Here is a 19,877-nt window from a genome sequence, read left to right as displayed (position 1 = left end):
GTTCTTCAGCGCCGATGGTAGTAGGGGGCTTCCCCCTGTGAGAGTAGGACGTTGCCGGGCAATTTAAAAAGCGAGTCGAGGATTTTATTCCTTGGCTCGCTTTTTTATTACCTAGATCTAGTATATCATTATAGAAAAAGGAATGTCCGGGCATATACTATAAGAAAAGGAGTCTGTGAATGAATACTGGATTGAGAGTGATACAACGATTTGTAAAAGAACGATTTTTTGATCAGGCTGCTCAAACCGCTTATTACTTATTGTTATCCATGTTGCCATTTTTAATCTTTGTAATATCGTTGCTGAACTTGTTTCCAGTGAATGAAGAAATTCTTTTCCGATTTTTACGACCTTTCATTCCAGAGCAATCGTTTGATCTCATTGAAGACAATGTGCGTGAAGTGCTGCGAAATGGTAAAGGAAAATGGTTATACTTCAGTTTAGCAGGGGCCTTCTGGTTATCGTCTGTAACGGTACAATCTTTAGCGCGTTCACTGGACTTGGCGAACGGGTATATACGAAGAAGAGGGTTTTGGTTATCGTTATTTCGTGATCTTGGCGTTACCCTGCTGTTCATGCTTGTTGTACCGCTCTCGATATTACTACCTTTCATAGAAAATATTCTCCATCAAGTAATTGCTTATTATGATCGAATCGACGATTGGGAAGGTTGGCTGTTTTTATGGCCAAAAATAAAGTGGGGACTCGGCACGTTGTTTTTATTTGTCTTTTTTCTACTCTTTTATAAAATTGTTCCCACAGGTAAAGTGTTATTGCGACAGGCCGTTCCAGGTGCGTTACTTTCGACGATTGGATGGCAACTATTTTCTTATTTGTTTGGCGGGTGGGTGACCGCTGTGGATTACACGCGGTTGTATGGTCAGTTAGCCGGAATTATTATGCTCGTTATTTGGTTTTACATGACCGCCGTCATCATCTTGTTTTCAGGGTTGTTGAATGCAGAATGGAGCAAGTCTAAAAAGAAGGAAGTGGAATAGATGTTAACGATTCTAGCGGTCGATGATGATCCGAATATTTTAGAGTTGGTACGCATTACGTTATCAGCAGCCAGCTATAAGGTGATAAAAGCGAAAAATGGACGGGAAGCGCTTGAACTTATGGATCGAGAGGCACCGGATCTAGCGGTGGTCGATGTCATGATGCCTGAGATGGACGGCTATACACTGACGAAGAAATTACGTTCGGAATGGGATATTCCTGTTCTTTTGCTCACGGCAAAAGGGGAATTGGAGGATAAGGAAAAGGGGTTCCTAGCAGGATCTGATGATTATCTTGTGAAGCCATTTGAGCCGAAGGAATTGCTGTTCCGTATCCGTGCCATCCTTAGACGTTATGACAAAGCGGTCGATGTCTTTATCCAAGCAGGACTGTTGTCCATTAATCGGCAAACTTATGAAGTGTCTATTGGGAAAAAAGTGTTGTTGCTGCCTTTGAAAGAGTTTGAACTACTGTCTGTTCTAGCGTCCCATGCGAATCAGGTGATGACACGGGAAGTTCTGTTGGATCGAGTGTGGGGATACGACTATGAAGGGGACGAACAGACGCTGAACGTGCATATTAAGCGATTGCGGGACAAGTTGGAAGGTCTGCCGGAACAATTGAACATCGTGACCATACGTGGTGTCGGCTATAAGCTGGACACGGGATCTGTATGAGGTCGCTCTATGGAAAGTTTCTTCTGTATACAGCAGGGATCATGGCATTCAGTGCGCTTACAGCGTTTTTAGCGGTCAATACGTATTATCATCAAAACTTAAAAGGATCCAATGATGAAAAAAATATGAATATCGTGCGACAGCTTGCAAGTTACATTGAAGAAACATCGCCTGAAGATTTGAATCGTTACCTAAAAACTCAAGCGGCAGCGGGATACAAGTTGTTGCTTGTTAACGAAGACTTAAAAGGTCAGCGCTATGGTCAGTCTTTTCGTCTCGATAACTTGGATAAAGGGGACGTGATGTCCGTACTCCAAGGGGGAGACTATCACGGTATGAAAAACTTCCCTACTGAAACGTTCGTCACAGGATTTTTTTCGGATGAAACCGCGAATACAGTCGGGGTCCCATTTACATATAAGGGGGAAGAGTATGCCCTGTTTTTGCGACCGGATATCAAGCTGCTCTTTACAGAAGTACATTTCTTGTTAGGTGGCATGGTCATAGTAATGGCGATTGCGAGTCTGCTAGCGATGTTGATTGTTGCAAAGAGGCTTATCCGCCCGATTACACAGCTGACGCTAGCGACCAAGAAAGTCGGGAAAGAAGAATTCAGTGGCATCTTACAGATTCATCAGAAAGACGAAATTGGCCAGCTCGCAGAAAGTTTTCAAAAAATGACAGAGCGGCTTGGAGAGAATGACTTGATCCGCAAGAAGTTCATCAGTGACGTTTCCCACGACTTTCAATCCCCGTTACTGAACATTAAGGGATATGCAGGCTTGCTGATGGATGAATCACTTCCTGCTGATGAACGCGCGGGATACGCAAAAGTTATCCAGTCAGAGACCGATCGGTTATCATCTTTAACGAAGCAACTGCTGCTTTTAACGTCACTCGATCAGATGATGAGTCCTTTGAAACCTAGTATGTATGACGTGAGCGAACAACTGAGAGAGACTGTGCGCAAATACCGTTGGCTTCTTGAAGAAAAACAGATTTCACTCTCTATGGAAATTGAGGACGCAGAGCTGACCGGAGATCCTGCATTTCTTGAGAAAGTGTGGGAGAACTTGATGTCCAATGCGCTGAAGTATACGCCGGATTATGGCACAATTGAAGTATCTTTAGTGGCGGATGAAAACTCGATAACTGTAGAAATCGGTGACTCCGGGATTGGCATCGCAGAAGAGAACCTTGCGCATATCTTCAATCGTTTTTATCGGGAAGACGATTCCCGGACAATTGCTGCTGAAGGGACAGGTCTTGGATTATCTATTGTCCAGCAAGTGATTGAGCTCCATAATGGCACAATCACGGTCACAAGTGAAAAAGGGAAAGGTACCATTTTTACGATTGTCCTTCCCAAGTTGTAATGTGCTGTACATCTTGCGTTCATGTTGAGAAGGTATGATGAAGATAATCAGAACGACACAGGAGGAATGCGATATGCAGGAAAAATGGAGTATACGCTTAATACGAATTGCTGCGATATTCGGATTGGTTGGAACGGTGCTTGGTTCACACATGGCGGGATCAGGATCGTATGCATTCAAACCAATTCACGCACACATCTTACTAGTAGGCTGGCTATCCGTATTTTCATGGGGCGTGTTTTATAAAATTTACCGCGTTCGTGCAGCGAAACTAGTGGCAGTTCATGGCTGGACAGCAATTATTGGATCAATTGGATTGACTACAGGGATGTGGTTCCAATTCATCCGTCCGTTTGACATCAATGAGACATTCGCGCTTGTCTTTTACATCGTAGGCGGCACGATTCTATTACTCGCTTTTGCGCTATTCGTAGTTATGACATTCTTAATAGATCGTACAGAGAAACGATAAGTTAACCTATTGGGCCGCCCCTATTTGTTGGGGTGGCTTTTTTAATACGTATCGGCAAAGGGGGAGTCTCACTGTTATAGGCCGTTTCGATCCGGAATCCGCTCATAACTTGTGGGAACCCGCCCGTTTCGATCCGGAATCCGCTCGTAACTTGTGGGAACCCGCCCGTTTCAGTCCGCTACCCGCTCGTAACACGAGAGAACCCGCCCGTTTCAGTCCGCTACCCGCTCGTAACGCAAGGGAACCCGCTCATTTCCCTCAAATCTACCCAAAATAAAAACACCTGAGAATCTATCACGAAACAGTGACAGACTCTCAGGTATTCAACTATCTATTCACATACGCCATAAACTCACAACCCGCGATATCCAGTTTCCGCCTTGAAACGAACTTCTGCATATGCAACTTCAGCTTCTTCATGACGTTTTGCTCCAATATATGTCCCGATAATAGCAGCTAGGAATCCAGCTGGAATCGAGATGATCGCGGGGTTTACGAACGGGAAGAGTGGTTCTCCCACGAAGAACGCAGCTCCTGGAACAGGGTTAATCACGTTAGGACTGACAGCAACGAGCACGAGCGCGGTGATCAAACCTGTCAGCATGGATGCAACCGCTCCTGTCGTATTGAATTTGCGCCAGTAGATCGTCATTAAAATCGTAGGTACATTCGCGGACGCAGCGATACAGAACGCAAGCGATACTAGGAAGGCTACATTCAGTTTTTCAGAACCAAGTGCCAACAAGATTGATACGACTCCGACACTGATTGCGGCGATACGAGCCGCTTTCACCTGTTGCTTCTCCGTCACTTTACCTTTCATGATAATCTCGGCGTATAGGTCATGGGCAATGGCGGAAGCACCGGATAACACGAGTCCTGCCACTACTGCGAGAATTGTGGCGAATGCTACTGCTGCAACGAATGACTCCAGGGCATCGCCGCCTAGTACGCCTGCAAGCATCGGCGCCGCCATATTACCTGCCGCGTTCTCTGCAATGATCGCTTTCGATCCAACAAACTTCGCCGCACCAAAGCCAAGGAAAATTGTCAGCACGTAGAAGATTCCTATAATCCATACTGCGTAGACAACAGACGAACGCGCAGTCTTCGCATCTTTCACCGTAAAGAAACGCATGAGAATATGAGGAAGACCCGCAGTTCCTAGCACAAGTGCAAGCAACACGGAAATCAAACCGATCGGATCTTTATATACAACCCCTGAGTGCAGGAACGACTCCCCGTGGTCAGTCGCAGTCCGCATAATGTCAAACATGCCTACAAAGTTAAAGTTGAATTTCATCAGCACGAGGAATGAAATCACAGTCGTTCCGATCATGAGCAAAATGGCTTTAACAATCTGAACCCAGCTGGTAGCGGTCATTCCTCCGAACAATACATAAATGAGCATCATAATGCCCACGATGAGAACGGAAATCCAATAATCGATGCCGAACAATAACTTGATCAGCGCGCCTGCGCCAACGAGCTGTGCAAGCATGTAGAACAGCACAATTGTGATCGTATTCAGTGCAGCAGCTCCGCGGACCTTCTTCGCACCAAAACGCGAACCGATCATATCTGCCATCGTATATTTGCCAAGGTTTCGCAACGGCTCGGCAATTAGGAACAACACAACAAGGTATGCTGTCAAGAACCCGACACTGTAGTAAAACCCATCAAAACCATTCAGTGAAATTGCACCGGCAATTCCAAGGAACGAAGCAGCAGACAAATAGTCGCCAGCAATGGCCATGCCGTTCTGCCAGCCGGTCAATGAACCACCTGCGGTATAAAAGTCACTGGCAGTCTGCGTTTGTTTCGCAGCCCAGTACGTAATATAAAGTGTCAATAAAATTACAGCAAAAAAGATTGCAATGGAAATAAAACTCATAAACGGAATCCCCCCTTAGTCCCTAACGTGTTTTTTGATAATCTGATCAACATCTTTATCGAAATCACGGGCTTTTTTCACATAGATTTGAGTAAAGACCCACACCATCACGAACAATCCGAATGCGTACAACCATGTCCATGTCATCCAGCCGACAGCACGGGTTTCTAAAATTGACGTGTATCCTGTTAAAATAGGCAGCATGAGATAGATTGCGAAAAATGCAATGACATAGGGCGTTAAAAAACGATTCTTCTTTTTGATCAGATGCTTAAACTCAGGAGTTTCTATGATTCGTTCATAGTCCAATTTCCCATCGGTCGTACGCGGCAACTCGTGTTCGTTCCGCAACTTCGATTCTTTCAACTCGATCGTCAATTCTCCATCCCCTTTACAGATTTGTTTGAATTAGTTGGATTTCTTTAGAACCCATCCCCCAATGAATTCCAAACAGTGAATCGCTTTCCAACAATCCTGTCTGTCCAACGTATCAAATAGACAGAAAATAAGCAATATTATTTTTATATAAAATGGGTGGCTGTCATCAGATAAGAGACTTAAAAACCGTGAATGCCTTGGGAAAATGCATTCACGGGTCTAACAAAAAAATAGCATAGCACTTAAGAATAAAATCATTCGCTTATTTAAGGATTTCGGGGACGGAAGGTGATTAACGAAGTATCAGTGACACGTAGCCACTGACCCATTTTCAATTTCACTGTGCTTTCGGTGCGGCCCATCGTCCCGCCAATCAACTCATATAATATCGTATTCTTTTCTTTCTCGAGTATTTGTAAATAACCATAGCCGTGGTCCAAAGATATCGTATAGGTTCCGGCTGGGATGTCTGTTCCTACTTCCCAGACGCCGGCAGTCAGTTCAGTAATCAGAGATGTGGGTGAAAGAATAATTTCTACAGAGTCATATCCTCCATCCACTCGAATAGTATAGGACTCTTCCACAGACACTGTCAGGCTTCTAGCACCTGCATAATCTCCAACAATCTCCCGTAGAATCAGCTCACCTTTGGAATCCAAAACGGAAATATTACCAGTAGGATAGCCTGTAATCATATAACGACCAGTCTTTAGTTTCAAATCCTTACCGGACTTAGGGACAACAGGAACCGATATCGCCTGAGCTTCACGATTGTTGCGATCCACAGTCGTAAAGATTGAAGGGTTCACTTGTTTGATCAGTTCATCTTTTTCATCACCTGTCAGCTCGGAGTTCTGTTCATATCGAACTGTTTGGTCAGTGATAGGGATCTGTTTTGCCTGACAACCCGCTACAAGCAAGCAGACAAATAACATCATGCCCCTATTACGAAAAATATTTTTCATAATACTCCACCGTCCCAAGTGGTCCTACAGTCAGATTATGCCCATAAAGGCTAAGTATTCGCTCAATCCATCGTGTTTGTTCAGATAAGGTTAGACCGCCCATAGGGATACAGAGCAAATGCTCTGCAATGTACATATGTGCAGCGGGAAGTTCAATTTTCGTTTTCAGTTCATGGTAATCAGAGGAGTTCATCTCTGCCTTTAAATAGATTTCACGATCTTCTGTAAAACGCTGTTCGTGGACAATTTTACCTTCTTTTAAGAAGATGACCCGGTCTGCATATAGATCAAGATTTTCCAACAAATGAGAGGCAACGAAAACTAATTTCCCTTCTTGTTTCATGTCCAGCAAGCACTCTGAAATCAGGGCGACATTCGTAACATCGAGTCCATTCATCACTTCATCCATCAGCATCACCGTTGTATCTGCAGCCATCATCATCGCAAAGCAGAGCCGCTGGCGCATTCCGAGTGAATACGTTTTTGCTTTCTTTTTTACGTAATGCCTCATTTGTAGTTTATCGATGACTGCGGGAACGTGTTTTGACGTGCCATTCCACATGGATGCATACAGTTTCAAATGATCGGTGCCAGACAGTTCATCAAACAAATCCTTCTGTTCAGGAAACGTCGTCAAGTGTTTATGGATTAAAACCTCTTCCTTCTCATTCCGGTACGTATATTTCCCCCCAAAAACTACCTGGCCGGAATCGGGTTTTGTATAATTCGCGATAATATTGAATAATGTCGTCTTTCCTGTACCATTCGGGGCCGCGACCCCTATGATTTCTCCCTTTTCAGCATTGAGATTCAGGTGATCCAGTACAACTTTGTTCTGATAGGCGATTGATAGATTTGTAAGCTTCAGCAATGCCGTCCCTCCTTTTTAGTTCGAATTATCGTGTCCTGATCAACGGGGGGTGTATTGTAGTTTGTTCTTCATGTACAGCACAGCATTCACGGTAAGTGTTAAGCCGAAGAACCATGAGAAGGCATGCTTATAATCCATAGATGTGCTTGCGAACCTCATAGCAGCCTCTCCGCTTAAAACAGCACCGATATCAATCATGGCAAGCGGTCGCAGCCAACTACCATCAATGCCTGCTGAAAGAAGCAGGGAGGGCAGCAGTAACAGGAAAACGATGAATAAAACGGTAGTGTACATGTTTTTAGTGATACTGCTTACTAAGACGGAAGCTACTAATAACAGCAAACTGATGAGTAGAAACGCCAGAAGTTGTAAAAGTACATAATGGACAGTTGAAACGGCTGTGAAATCACCATTTGAATAGAGGAGAACTGGTGAGATGAAACTGCCCCAACCAGTTTTCAATCCCACATACAGGCTGCAAGCGCCAATTCCTGCAACGAGGAAAGCGAGGATTTGGAACAGATGAATTCCCACTTTGCTGACCGCTTTCTGTAAGAATGAGACAGGCAGGCCTATCAATAGAGAGCGATTCTGCTGGTCATGTAACAGCATACTGCTGCCGATTAGCAGGACAATGAGACCAAATGGCAATCCGCTGATTGTATCGAGTGCAGCTGGTATGTAATTACTTGCAACGAACGGATCGGGAACGATGGAAATATGGTGCTTCTGGTAATAGTCCAACAACGCCACTTCTTTATGGATCTCTTCTTTCGCGACAATGTAATTTGGATGGATCCCTTTGTTTCCAGCTTCGTGCAAGTCGAGCCGGAGTTCATTAAGCCTAAGCCCGTCCGTAATGTATAAGTCGTTGTCTTCTTCATCCCAAAGATAGAAGCGTTGCATGTTGATGAGAGAGGCTTGCTCGGTTAGGTTATCGTAAATCTTCTGCCCCTCCTTCGTCTCTCGCATCTCTTCAGGAAAGGCTTTGAAAATAGAGTGGAATTGCTCTGCTTCCTCGTTTTTCTGATCTTGCAGCGTTTTGATATCAGTTTGACTGTATTGCAAATAGTAAATCGGGAAGAAGAGGATCATTGCGATTCCGAGTAACCAATTCTTCCGATTGTGCACTAACATTTTTATTTCAAAAAGGATGTAGTTCCATCTCATAGTTGTCTCATTCCTTATCAGATGATTTCATCGAGATCGATAGAGCCTTCGTTTGTTGACTATACGAGAGAGGACAAATAGAACTGCTTCGATGATTGCAGCTGTTACTAGGAGAACAACAACGCCTTTAGCCAAGCTAATCGTCTCTGTGTTTAATAAGAAGTTCTTTTCTCCCGTCACAATTTTCCCGAAGTCAAAATATGTTTGCGGAAAATAGCTGATATCAATCCCTAAAATTTCCCGAGTCGTCCTGACATCGAAAAGACGCTCTGAAAAGATCACTAATGTGCTAGACAAGAGTACGAGCCATTCGTTTTTCATGAGCAAACTGAATATAACGTTGAGACGTATGAAAAGAAATAGTAATAGGGGTAGAGCGGAGAGGGATATACCTACAAATTTCCCAATGCTCATTACGTCATAGTCATCGGCAGAGAATGTACTTTGGGCAGTCATAATGGGAACGTGCAAATTGGAATAGCCGAATCCAAATTGAGAGGATAAGACTAAAAAGCCTGTAAGAAGCACAGTTACTAAAACAAGAAGTGTATAACTAAATGAAGCCAGTGATTTCAGATTCAACTGTCGATACCAGGATAAGGGCAGCCCTTGTAACACCGTCCTATGGGAGCGATCGCGTGACAAAATATCACTGCTGAAGTAAACGGCACAAAATAAGAAGAAAAAATACCCATACGTATGCAGAAATGTCTGCAGCGATTGGAACCCTGTCCTTTCAAATAGCAGAGCTTCCGTAATGCGCCGATTATTCATCAAGTAATCTTCATAGCGGAGCATCGTCTGATGATAGAGATGCTCCCGGTCTTTGCCGGGATATGGGGAAAGTTTGAACAGTTTTTCGTCTTGCAGATATACGGAAGGATCAGACTCAAGATAGTAGGCGCGCAAGTGGAGATAGCGAAGATAATTACGATCTTCATAGGAGTGGAGCAGTGCACTGAACAATCCATGGTGATAATCGTTTCTCGCAAAAACGGGATCTCCCGTCATTAAAACAATTCCAGTATTTCCACTCTTCAAGCGCTGGTTCTGCTCCACTTCCAACCCGGTTAAGTAATCCTGTATTTCTTCAGGGTGGAACGTTTCCTTAGTTTCTCGATTCGGAACGAGGAGGAAACAATAACTGATAAGTAACACACTGATGAACAGAAGAAAAGGAATCGTTCGCTTGCTTTTGGCGGTCAGTAAAAATTCATGCATTAAATAGGTGCGATTCATCCGAGCTTCCCCTTTTTAGTAAACTCATCATAGGTTCACTGTAAGTATAATGGAAATCCATGTATTAACTATACAGTGTATTCTAAAAATTTCAACTCCGAATCAGTTGCAATTTTTATTTTTGAAAACGTTGATGAGCGTCTCGCCATGCTTTAACATCTTTAAATGGTAATTTTCCAATCCACGTCGCATCCATTCAGTAAGTAGGCGATTCAGAGCTTCTTCAGTCGTGTCGTCAGCTAGATAGAAAGATCCGTAGTGCATCGGAATGAACACCGAAGCGCCGACATCCATAAAAGCTTGTATCGCTTCTTCAGGTGTCATATGTTGTGTTCCCATGAACCATTCGGGCTCATACGCCCCAATCGGCATGAGTGCGTATGTAATATCAGGGAATTTCTCGCCGATTTCACGGAAGCCTTGGAAATACCCGCTGTCACCGGCAAAGTAAACCGATTCAGATCCATGTCCATGTATCGCTTCAGACGAATCTTTCTTATGCCGTTGAATGATCCAACCCCCCCAATGCGATGTATTCGTATCAGTCAACGTACGTTTCGTCCAATGCTGAGCCGGTACAAAGTGGAATTCTACAAGACCAATGCGTACCTGCCCCCACCAAGGAAGTTCGTACACTCGATTTGCCTTCATCAGCTTGCGTACTTTACGACCAAGTCCTTCAGGAACGAGTACGGCAGGAGTCCCTTTCAGCTTCCTCAGTGAGGGGACATCCATATGATCATAATGCGAATGTGAGAGCAAAATAATATCGACTGGCGGGATTTCATCCAGCGAGAGGCCTGGCTCTTCCAACCTTCGACCAACCCCCATACGGCTCGCCCAAACGGGATCTGTCACAATCGTCAAACCAGCAAGCTGTATGAGAAACGTCGAATGCCCGATCCAAGTAATCGTTAACTTATCCTGATTCGTGTGTAGCAATGCCTGCTGCTTATCGGGAGCCTGTCCAATCATGAAGCTCATATCTTTCTGTTTCTTAAAGCGCTCTTTTTGCCAGCGCACCAATTCACTAAATGTGGCGGGGCGTGCTGTCGGGTCTAAGTTCCGATATCGTTTTCGATTCATCTGTCACCACTCCTTCTACAAATAAGTGTAGTCGACTTGTCGATTACATGCATGTGGAACCCAGTAAACAGAAAAACAGGCACCCAATTTGGGCACCTGCTACTTCCATTACAGTTTATAGGACTGAAGTTTCCTCGTCTTCACTCGGCTTCGCACGGTACACAACAAACGACAGAACAACAGCGACTAGCGACATCGCAAACGCTATGAAGTATACCAGTTCAACACCTGATACTAACGCTAGATTGATTGTTGCAGGATCTGTCGGAGTCGAGGATTTCTGTAACACATGTAACTGGCGTGCATTCATGATGCTGATGAACACGGAAACCCCAATGGCACCCGCAACAGGTTGCAGTGTCGACATCACGGCAGTCCCGTGCGGATAGAGACGTTTCGGCAACTGGTTCAGTCCATTCGTTTCAGCAGGCATCATGATGGCAGAAACGGATAGCATGATGAGGATATAGCTGACCACCACAACCCATACAGGTGTATCGACAGTCAATTGACTCATCATGAACATCGTGCCGCTTAACACGAGTGTAGCGGGGATCATTAAGACGCGCGGCCCGAATTTATCAAATAGAGCGCCCATGAATGGCGACATGATGCCGTTTAAAATACTTCCCGGCAACAAAACCAATCCGGCTGTCGCTGCAGTGAGAGCGAGCGGACCTTGCATATAGATCGGCAAAATGATTTCCGAGGCGAACATCGCCATGATGATGATCAAAAACATCACGACAGCATGTGAAAACATCGGATAACGGAATACGCGCATATTCATGATCGGTTCGTCCAGCTTCAACTGACGCCACACGAACAGTGCGATGCCGATGATTCCCATGCCGATGAACAGCCAAACAGTCGGGCTTGCAAATCCTTCTTTACTTTCCCCGACGGAACTGAAGCCATAGACAATGGAACCGAATCCGATTGTCGAGAATAGCAGGGAAATGACATCGATTTTAGGCTTCGTAACTTCGGAAACATTGACCAAATACTTATAGGCAAACACAATCGAGAATAACGCAAATGGGATGACGAGGATGAACAAATAGCGCCAACCTAAATATTCAACAATGACGCCGGATAGTGTGGGTCCAATGGCAGGAGCAAACATAATGACGAGCCCGATCATCCCCATCACTTTTCCCCGTCGTTCAGGAGGGTAAATCAATAGGAAGACATTGAAGATGATTGGCATCAATAAGCCAGTTCCTACAGCTTGGATCAAGCGCCCAACGAGTAAAATCGAGAATGTAGGAGCACTCGCGCAAATAATGGTACCTAGCGTAAACACAGCCATCGTTCCTAAAAACAGCTGCCTCGTTGTAAACCATTGAAGAAGCAACGCAGAAACGGGAATGACAATGGCCATGACGAGCATGAATCCAGTTGCCATCCATTGAACAGTACTCAACGAAATCGAGAACTGATCCATGAGGGTGACGAGAGCGATATTCAATAATGTTTCGTTTAGAATGGCGAAAAATGCGCCGATAATGAGCGTTAACATAATGGGAAGCACTTTCACATTCGGGTTATCCGCTAAGTACTCATATTGTTTCTGTTCCATGCAAAGACCTCTTTCATATTTGTGTTTTTTTGGCGCAACTCCTATTGATGATGCTTTCGGATAATCCCTAGCATTTCAATGAAAGAGGCAATTTCCGTTTCTGAAAATCGTTCTTCAATTTCAGCGATAGCCTGATTCAGTGGTTGGTCCATTTGTTTGTAATCGTCCGCAATTTCAGGACTGACAGTTAAATAGCTGACGCGCTTGTCAGTGCTGCTTGGTGTTTTTATAACAATCCCTTTGGACACTAATTCATTTACTTTTACAGTTACCGCAGAGCGCGCGACGTGCAGTGTATCCGCAAGAAAACTAGCCGTACAATTTTTGTTGTACAATATGATTTCCAAATACAGCAAACTATTATAAGTCAAATTCCCATATACCTTATTTTGGTTCATCTCCCGGAGGTTTTTCAAGATTTGCTCATAATAAAATTCGTCTAACGCATGCAATAGTTTCACGTGCACACCTCCTGGTTGTTAAGTGAAACTAATTATAATCGTTTAACGAAGTTTTGCAAGTTTTAAAGTAGGACAGTAGAAAAATAGTTATAAGGATCATATTTCTTTTCAAAGAGTACGTGTTATAGTGATTAGTACTATCCATAGAAGGTACTTTACGAATAAAAAGAAATTAAAACGAGAAGGAAGGTGTAATGATGGGAATAGGATACATAGTTTCGTTGTTTTTATCCGTTACGATTGTAATCAATCTTTTATTATTGATAGGAGTATTGTTTTTTGAAAGACGGGATATAGGAAATACATGGGCATGGATATTAGTGATGGTGTTTATCCCCATCGCCGGATTTTTCATTTACTTATTCCTCGGACGAAATATGAAGCAGAAGAACTTCTACAAGCTGACGGATGAAGAGAGATTGGAAATTGATACGGAAGTCGATCAGCAGCTATCGACAGTCTATCTAGAGACCATACAACAGTCTCCATTGCTTAAGAGCCATGCTGAATTGATACATATGAACTTGATATCGTCGGATGCGTTATTATCCACGAATAATGAAATTCAGATCTTTGATGACGGCCATCAGAAATTCGATTCCCTCATCGCAGATATTCAAGCAGCTGAGAAGGAAGTTAATATTCAGTATTACATCATCCAATCAGACGCATTGGGAACTAGACTCCGTAATGCCTTGACAGAAAGAGCGAGGGCGGGAGTGAAGGTTCGGCTCTTATACGATGAGGTCGGGTCTAAAAAGACATCGCCTAAATTTTTTGATGAACTGCGGGCGGCCGGTGGGGAAGTCGAGGTATTCTTCCCATCCTTTTTCAGATTGATCAACTTCCGTGTGAACAACCGGAATCACCGGAAACTGGTCATAATCGATGGTCGTATTGCATACATTGGCGGATTCAATGTAGGGGACGAGTATCTCGGGCTGGACAAAAAGTTCGGGTACTGGCGGGATACCCACCTTCGCATCCAAGGGAAAGCCGTCCATCACATTCAAGGTAAGTTCATATTGGACTGGCATCGGGCTGGTGATAACAAGCCAGGTGAATGGGGAGAGTATACATTCAGTCAAGTGCCGGAACAGGGGACGAGCCCAATCCAAGTGGTTTCGAGCGGGCCGGATTCAGTCACGGAGCACTTGAAAAATATGTACATCAAACTGATAGTGTCCGCAAAGAAAAGTATTTATATCCAAACACCTTATTTCATTCCCGATACGAGCTTTATGGATGCGTGTAAAATAGCGCTGTTGTCCGGAGTCGATGTGCGAATCATGATTCCGTGTAAACCCGACCACCCCTTTGTCTATTGGGCAACATGGGCGTATGCAGGAGATTTGCTGGATTACGGAGCAAAGATTCTGCTTTATGAAAATGGGTTCTTGCATGCGAAAACAATTGTCGTTGACGAGGAAGTGGCGGCGGTGGGGACAATGAACATCGACTCGAGGAGTTTCCATTTGAACTTTGAAGTGAGTGCAATCGTCTATGATGAAAACGTAGCGAAACAGCTATCTGTATTGTTCTTGAAAGACATGGAAGTCAGTTCGGAACTGACGCCTGAACGGTATGCAGAGCGGTCAATCGTCATCAAATTCAAAGAAGGTATTTCTCGTCTTCTGTCTCCGGTGCTATAAGCTTAAGACATAAACCCGAAAGCTGTCCTCTATTTAAGAGTAGCTTCCGGGTTTTTCCGTACGTGGAGGTATGGAATAAATAGGATTCAAACAATGTGTATCAAATCGGTAAAAGTCTCTTGGTGAATTATTCTGGTTCGACATGGACATGAACGTCGTACACACCATATTCATTTATCATCACTTTTTCGACTTGGCTGGCAATATCGTGGGCTTCTTGAATATTCAAAGAGGAGTCCACGATAATAATAACATCCAGTACTTCATTGTTTCCGTAGTATCTGCCTTTGATTCCCTTAATAGCCGCAACGCCCTCTACCTCGTTAATCACCACACGGTATAGTTTGATTTTATCTATATCAAATCCATCTGAAAGTTCGTGCGAAGCGAGTTTGAAGATATCCCAAGCAGTTTTGCATATTAATAGGCCGACAATAATCGCGGTCAGCGTATCCAGCCATGGCATGTTCAATTGTGAGCCGAATATACCTACAGCTGTTCCTATACTGACCCAAGCATCTGATATGTTATCTTTTGCAGCTGCCATCACTGCTTTACTATTAATTTTTTCGGCTAAATGTTTGTTATACCGGTATACAAAGTACATCACAATTGAAGAAAAAACACCTACGTACGCAGCCCAAATATTTGGACTTTCTTTCCCCTCCTGAAACATGGAGGAGAATGCATCATTCAATACTTGAATACCAACGGCCAACATAATGAACGAAGCGACCATGGAAGCGATTGTTTCACTTTTCCAATGACCATAACCATGATCTTTGTCGGCGGGTTTTTGGGACATTCTCAATCCTACGAAAACAGCAATGGAGGCAACGATATCAGTAGCATTGTTCAATCCATCTGCCTTTAATGCAGCCGAGTCACTCATATATCCGAAAACCAGCTTCACTATGGAAAGAAATATATATGCAATAATACTGATCATAGCCCCGCGTTCGCCCAACTTAAGGTCTTTATACTTTTGATCTTCCAATACGTTCACTCCGTTCTAGTCACTCAATAGGTAACAAGCTATGTCTTAGACGATTGTACGATCACCTCATTTTACGAATATAATAGTTGTAGCCGAATTCTTTCCCTCACGAAACAAAAACCCTCGACTGATAATAGTCGAGGGTTAGGAGATTTAAAATATAGGTTAAGGTCAGATGTCACGTGTCTCATTTTTATCACTCTCTTGAGTTGAGGCGTTTTACAATTCTAGCACGGGCAGGAACAGTAGGCAATTTAAATGAACAGAAACGAATTGTATTCTGCGGTTAAACAAACACTAAGTTCAATTTGCCTTCTTTCAATTCAAGCATGGCATCGAATTTCTGGCCGCTGGAATTTGTAAATCCTTTGATCACATTCGTTTTACCGGTTGTACAAAGCAGTTTGACTTGTGCTTGTGTCAGTTTCTTTTTCAAAAACAATCCGGGGAACGTCTGTTTACAGCCGTTTTTATAGTTACTGCAGCCGTAAAATTCTTTTCTCGCGACGATCATCCCATTTCCGCATTTCGGACACGGGGCCACTTCAGTAGCAGTGTAGGATCTGCGGCTGGATGATTTCGACGGGGGCAGCACAATATCGATTTTTTGTTGTTCCAGCTGTATCGGAACGTCTTCGAGAAGTTTATAGATGAACTTCGACACGCTGCCTAAAAAGTGTTGGCCGGTCCCTTCGCCATTTCCTATTTTCTTCAAATAAGTTTCCCATTTGGCGGTCATTGAGGGGCTCGCAAGCAGGCTGCCTTCAATTGCCTGACAGAGGACGCGTCCTTTATCGGTGATCGACACAATGTTTTTCGTAACAGAAATATACCCATGCTTCTTAATCGTCTCGATAATGTTACTGCGCGTCGCTTCCGTCCCAAGCCCTTCGATTTCTTTCAAAATATCCGTTTCCGTCTGGTCTTCCACAAGCTTTCCGCATGTTTTCATCATCGCGATCAGCTGACCTTCCGTATAGGGCTTAGGCGGCTGAGTTGCCCCTTCCTTAATCCCGATTTCGCTTTGAACCGTTTCGTTCTGAACGAGAGGCGGCAGAGCAGGTTCTTCCGCTTCCTTCCCCTTTTTCGGAGGTGCAGCAAACAGTTCCTTCCATCCTTTGTCCACCTCCGTTTTCCCGGTTGTAAAGAAGGGAAGTCCATTGACGTCCGTCGTCACTTTTGTTTCTGTATATAAATAATCGCGATGGAACATCGCGAGTGCAGTCCGTACGACTTCTTCATATAAGTTGCGTTCCAATGGGGCCAGTCTTGCAATCGCGGCTGCCGTGGGAACTTTTTTCGTCGGGATAATGGCATAGTGTTCCTGTACTTTGGAACTGTCAACGAACCGCTTTTTCGGTGTCTTCGAAGCGATTTCGAAAGGCTGGCCGATGAGCTCTTGGTATTTCTCGACGGACGCCGCTAAGTAATTAAATTCACTCGGCGTGATATGCCGCGTGTCCGTACGAGGGTACGACACGAGTTTCTTCTCATAGAGCGTTTGCATCGTCTTCAGCACAGTGGCCGGACTTGCTTTCCAGCGTCGATTGGCAGTTGCCTGCAGCGTTGAAAGGGAATGCAGCTGGGGCGGCGGCATGCGCTTATCCGTTGTCTTCAATTCCGAGATAGTACCCGGTGTCCGTTTCGTGATACCGCGACTATTCAGCGCGTCTGCAATCAGTTCCCGCTTCGGCTCTTTCAACTTGGCTTTCCCTTTATACGTTCCATTCGCCGCTGTAAATAGTGCCTCTGCTTCAAAGAATGGTTCCGACACAAACGTCTCAATTTCACGCTGCCGCTGATAAATCAAATAGACGGTCGGAGATTGAACGCGCCCGATCGGGAATACCTCCTCGATTCCTTTCGCTTTCAATAACAACGTGTACAGCCGAGAACCATTCATGCCAACGAGCCAATCACTGATCTGGCGGGACTTCGCTTCTTCATACATCTGCAAGTCTTTCTTATTGTCACGCAAGTTCTCAAACCCTTTAATCACTTCATCGGATTCAAGGGAGTTGATCCACAAGCGTTTTATAGTCTGTCCGCGAGCTCCCGTCTGATCGTAAATACTATAGAAGATATTGGATCCTTCGCGATCCACGTCACATGCGTTAATGACAGTATCCGTTCCCTTAATAAGCTTCTTCACGACTTGGAACTGCTTGAATTTGCCCTTCGATACTTGGAACTCGTAGCGCTCCGGCAAAATCGGCAAGCTTCCGAGTGACCAGCGTTTCCAGGAAGGATTATAGGTATGCGGTTCTTTCAATTCCACCAGATGTCCGACACCCCACGTCAAAAAAGCCCCCTCCGGAAACGTCGGGCATGGGTGGATTTCCATGTAGCCTTCGTGTTTGCGGGCAGTGAAGGCATCAGCGTAGGCTTTTGCTTGGGATGGTTTTTCGGCTAGTATGACGGGTTTCATGGTGGCACCTCGATTTTCGTGTTTAGTACGTTGGTTCTGTTAGATTGATTATCTCACATATTGAAAGGGGTTGCTATTCAGCTTATATAGTTACATTCATGCAACACTACATATCTATGCTACAGCATGGTCATACAGGAACCGACCATTGACATAGAGACCGTCGACATTGCCGAAGCGCATCGGGTTTACAAAGGAACAACTGCAGTATAAGTATAAATGCAAGTACTCGCTGCCTAGGGTGAAACAGGATTTTATTGAAAAGATATACTGCTCAATGGATGGAATAATTTCAACTAAGTATACTTGACGGGTTAATTACTTCACACTACAATGAGTAATGTGAGGTGAAAAGCTAGTGAGGATAAGAAAGTTTAAAATCAATGAAAGTGGATTGAACCGCTTTTTTGGACCCCTTGAAGCGAAGATTTTGGACGTCTTATGGAATGACGGTGAGCGGACAATTAAAGAAGTTCAGCAAGTCCTTGAAAAAGAAAAACCGACAAACTTCAATACAGTCATGACAGTGATGAATCGGTTAACAGAGAAAGGGATTCTTCAAAAAAGACCCGAGGGGAGATCTTCCTTGTATAAACCGGTTACCTCGAGAACCGAGTTTTTGAATACGCAGTCAAAAGAGATGACAAATGAGCTGATGGAGGAGTTTGGATCGGTTGTTGTAAGTCATATGCTTGATGCGCTTGAAGACGTGGATGATGATCTGGTTGCACAGCTTGAAAAAAAAATTAAAGAATTGAAAAAGGACGTTTAAAGTATGTCCAAACGTCACTCAACCCTTATGCTTCTCGGATCACTTATCATCTCAGGAATGATAATAGTTCAAATGAGTATTTACATTCTCTCGATGTTTGCAGGCTGGAACGTCCGATTTAATGTTGTTGCAGTTTGTCACAGTTGGCTTAAAGTAATCGGTCTATCTTTTCTTGAATACGTTCTTGATGTGTTTGTTATATATACGCTGTTATTTTTGGTGTGGAAGATGGCATCGCATGGGTTCCATACAATGAGAATGAAAAAACGATTCGAGCTATATAAAGAAAATGCGCTCACAATCGAGATGAATGAGTCATACAGCAGTGGAAAAAATGCTTTCCTGGTGATCTCACATCCAGCGGCAATTGCAATTACAATGGGACTTTTTCGGCCTAGAATCGTCCTATCAACAGGTTTGATAAAAATTTTGACTGATGATGAACTTACAGCAGTTATGTATCATGAAATGTATCATAAAGAAAATCGAGATCCGCTAAAAAACTTTTTGATGTCACTATGCTCATCGACGTTATGGTATATCCCTATTCTGAAGTGGTTTAATCAGAAATATAGAATAGTTAAAGAACTATTGGCAGATGAATTTGCAATTGAAAAACAAGCCACATCTGTGAATTTAGGCAGTGCACTTCTGAAAATGTTGAAAGTGGGCAAGCAAGAAAAAATTCCTTTTGTCCATGCATCATTTGCAGATACGTCAGTTAATTATCGGATCGAATATCTTTTAAATCCGTTTATGGAATTTCAGATGAAGCTTCCGGTGAAAATCGCGTGTCTTTCATTTTTAGTTTTTAGTCTGATTTGTATGCTCTTTGTTTTTGTGCTTTTGTAAATTCTT

18 protein-coding genes are annotated in these 19,877 nt (G+C 43.8%); 7 read left to right on the top strand and 11 right to left on the bottom strand.

The genetic code is table 11. From position 1 onward, the window contains the following. Nucleotides 1–179: 179 nt before the first annotated feature. From H9659_RS10785 to H9659_RS10770, 4 genes are all read left to right on the top strand, one after another. Nucleotides 180–998: a YihY/virulence factor BrkB family protein gene (locus tag H9659_RS10785; RefSeq protein WP_191690339.1), complete on the top strand. Its 819-nt coding sequence runs from the start codon at nt 180–182 to the stop codon at nt 996–998. Continuing rightward, nucleotides 999–1,676, top strand: a complete 678-nt coding sequence (locus tag H9659_RS10780) for a response regulator transcription factor (protein ID WP_191690337.1) — start codon at nt 999–1,001, stop codon at nt 1,674–1,676. It abuts the gene before it with no gap. Between the two features lie 41 nt (nt 1,677–1,717). Continuing rightward, nucleotides 1,718–3,052 (top strand): sensor histidine kinase, encoded by a 1,335-nt coding sequence (locus H9659_RS10775; protein ID WP_225217780.1) that lies wholly within the window; start codon nt 1,718–1,720, stop codon nt 3,050–3,052. Between the two features lie 73 nt (nt 3,053–3,125). After that, nucleotides 3,126–3,524, top strand: coding sequence for a hypothetical protein (locus tag H9659_RS10770; RefSeq protein WP_191690333.1), 399 nt, complete (start codon nt 3,126–3,128; stop codon nt 3,522–3,524). Between the two features lie 352 nt (nt 3,525–3,876). On the opposite strand, the gene H9659_RS10765 is transcribed toward H9659_RS10770, so the two are convergent. The 9 genes from H9659_RS10765 to H9659_RS10725 all read right to left on the bottom strand — a co-directional run bounded on the left by H9659_RS10765 (nt 3,877) and on the right by H9659_RS10725 (nt 13,170). Next, entirely contained in the window at nt 3,877–5,418 is a 1,542-nt protein-coding gene (locus tag H9659_RS10765) for a solute symporter family protein (protein ID WP_191690332.1), read from the bottom strand. 15 nt (nt 5,419–5,433) lie between these two features. Then, nucleotides 5,434–5,796: a DUF485 domain-containing protein gene (locus tag H9659_RS10760; RefSeq protein ID WP_225217779.1), complete on the bottom strand. Its 363-nt coding sequence runs from the start codon at nt 5,794–5,796 to the stop codon at nt 5,434–5,436. Between the two features lie 266 nt (nt 5,797–6,062). Beyond that, complete coding sequence (locus H9659_RS10755; protein ID WP_191690330.1) at nt 6,063–6,761, bottom strand: hypothetical protein; 699 nt, start codon at nt 6,759–6,761, stop codon at nt 6,063–6,065. After that, on the bottom strand, nt 6,742–7,632 hold the full coding sequence (locus H9659_RS10750; protein WP_191690328.1) for an ATP-binding cassette domain-containing protein: 891 nt from the start codon (nt 7,630–7,632) through the stop codon (nt 6,742–6,744). The genes H9659_RS10755 and H9659_RS10750 overlap by 20 nt, the downstream gene beginning before the upstream one ends. Nucleotides 7,633–7,671: 39 nt before the next feature. After that, nucleotides 7,672–8,802: an ABC transporter permease subunit gene (locus H9659_RS10745; RefSeq protein ID WP_191690326.1), complete on the bottom strand. Its 1,131-nt coding sequence runs from the start codon at nt 8,800–8,802 to the stop codon at nt 7,672–7,674. Nucleotides 8,803–8,829: 27 nt separating this feature from the next. Further along, nucleotides 8,830–10,041 (bottom strand): hypothetical protein, encoded by a 1,212-nt coding sequence (locus H9659_RS10740; RefSeq protein ID WP_191690324.1) that lies wholly within the window; start codon nt 10,039–10,041, stop codon nt 8,830–8,832. Between the two features lie 102 nt (nt 10,042–10,143). Next, nucleotides 10,144–11,127, bottom strand: a complete 984-nt coding sequence (locus tag H9659_RS10735; protein WP_191690322.1) for an MBL fold metallo-hydrolase — start codon at nt 11,125–11,127, stop codon at nt 10,144–10,146. Between the two features lie 115 nt (nt 11,128–11,242). Beyond that, nucleotides 11,243–12,709: an MDR family MFS transporter gene (locus H9659_RS10730; protein WP_191690320.1), complete on the bottom strand. Its 1,467-nt coding sequence runs from the start codon at nt 12,707–12,709 to the stop codon at nt 11,243–11,245. A gap of 41 nt (nt 12,710–12,750) precedes the next feature. After that, complete coding sequence (locus H9659_RS10725; protein ID WP_191690318.1) at nt 12,751–13,170, bottom strand: MarR family winged helix-turn-helix transcriptional regulator; 420 nt, start codon at nt 13,168–13,170, stop codon at nt 12,751–12,753. Between the two features lie 197 nt (nt 13,171–13,367). Between H9659_RS10725 and cls the strand changes: the two genes are divergently transcribed. After that, entirely contained in the window at nt 13,368–14,822 is a 1,455-nt protein-coding gene (gene cls / locus H9659_RS10720) for a cardiolipin synthase (protein WP_191690360.1), read from the top strand. A 127-nt stretch (nt 14,823–14,949) separates the two neighbouring features. On the opposite strand, the gene H9659_RS10715 is transcribed toward cls, so the two are convergent. Further along, complete coding sequence (locus H9659_RS10715; protein ID WP_318240720.1) at nt 14,950–15,819, bottom strand: cation diffusion facilitator family transporter; 870 nt, start codon at nt 15,817–15,819, stop codon at nt 14,950–14,952. A gap of 286 nt (nt 15,820–16,105) precedes the next feature. Next, nucleotides 16,106–18,247 carry a type IA DNA topoisomerase gene (gene topB / locus H9659_RS10710; protein ID WP_191690316.1) on the bottom strand — a complete coding sequence of 714 codons (2,142 nt, stop codon included), beginning with the start codon at nt 18,245–18,247 and terminating at the stop codon, nt 16,106–16,108. 358 nt (nt 18,248–18,605) lie between these two features. On the opposite strand from topB, the gene H9659_RS10705 reads away from it, so the two are divergent. Then, nucleotides 18,606–19,019 (top strand): BlaI/MecI/CopY family transcriptional regulator, encoded by a 414-nt coding sequence (locus H9659_RS10705; protein ID WP_191690314.1) that lies wholly within the window; start codon nt 18,606–18,608, stop codon nt 19,017–19,019. 72 nt (nt 19,020–19,091) lie between these two features. Continuing rightward, nucleotides 19,092–19,871, top strand: a complete 780-nt coding sequence (locus H9659_RS10700; protein ID WP_225217778.1) for a M56 family metallopeptidase — start codon at nt 19,092–19,094, stop codon at nt 19,869–19,871. Nucleotides 19,872–19,877: the final 6 nt, after the last annotated feature.

The sequence above is a fragment of the Sporosarcina gallistercoris genome, assembly GCF_014836415.1.
Classification (GTDB): Bacteria; Bacillota; Bacilli; order Bacillales_A; family Planococcaceae; genus Sporosarcina; species Sporosarcina gallistercoris.
Note: the sequence above shows the minus strand (reverse complement) of the source record. Positions and strands in the feature narration are given on the sequence as shown.

Coding starts and splice junctions, on each gene's coding strand:
- H9659_RS10785 (WP_191690339.1), top strand. CDS start 180: ATGAATACTGGATTGAGAGTGATACAACGATTTGTAAAAGAACGATTT.
- H9659_RS10780 (WP_191690337.1), top strand. CDS start 999: ATGTTAACGATTCTAGCGGTCGATGATGATCCGAATATTTTAGAGTTG.
- H9659_RS10775 (WP_225217780.1), top strand. CDS start 1,718: ATGGCATTCAGTGCGCTTACAGCGTTTTTAGCGGTCAATACGTATTAT.
- H9659_RS10770 (WP_191690333.1), top strand. CDS start 3,126: ATGCAGGAAAAATGGAGTATACGCTTAATACGAATTGCTGCGATATTC.
- H9659_RS10765 (WP_191690332.1), bottom strand. CDS start 5,418: ATGAGTTTTATTTCCATTGCAATCTTTTTTGCTGTAATTTTATTGACA.
- H9659_RS10755 (WP_191690330.1), bottom strand. CDS start 6,761: ATGAAAAATATTTTTCGTAATAGGGGCATGATGTTATTTGTCTGCTTG.
- H9659_RS10745 (WP_191690326.1), bottom strand. CDS start 8,802: ATGAGATGGAACTACATCCTTTTTGAAATAAAAATGTTAGTGCACAAT.
- H9659_RS10740 (WP_191690324.1), bottom strand. CDS start 10,041: ATGAATCGCACCTATTTAATGCATGAATTTTTACTGACCGCCAAAAGC.
- H9659_RS10735 (WP_191690322.1), bottom strand. CDS start 11,127: ATGAATCGAAAACGATATCGGAACTTAGACCCGACAGCACGCCCCGCC.
- H9659_RS10730 (WP_191690320.1), bottom strand. CDS start 12,709: ATGGAACAGAAACAATATGAGTACTTAGCGGATAACCCGAATGTGAAA.
- cls (WP_191690360.1), top strand. CDS start 13,368: ATGGGAATAGGATACATAGTTTCGTTGTTTTTATCCGTTACGATTGTA.
- topB (WP_191690316.1), bottom strand. CDS start 18,247: ATGAAACCCGTCATACTAGCCGAAAAACCATCCCAAGCAAAAGCCTAC.
- H9659_RS10700 (WP_225217778.1), top strand. CDS start 19,092: ATGAGTATTTACATTCTCTCGATGTTTGCAGGCTGGAACGTCCGATTT.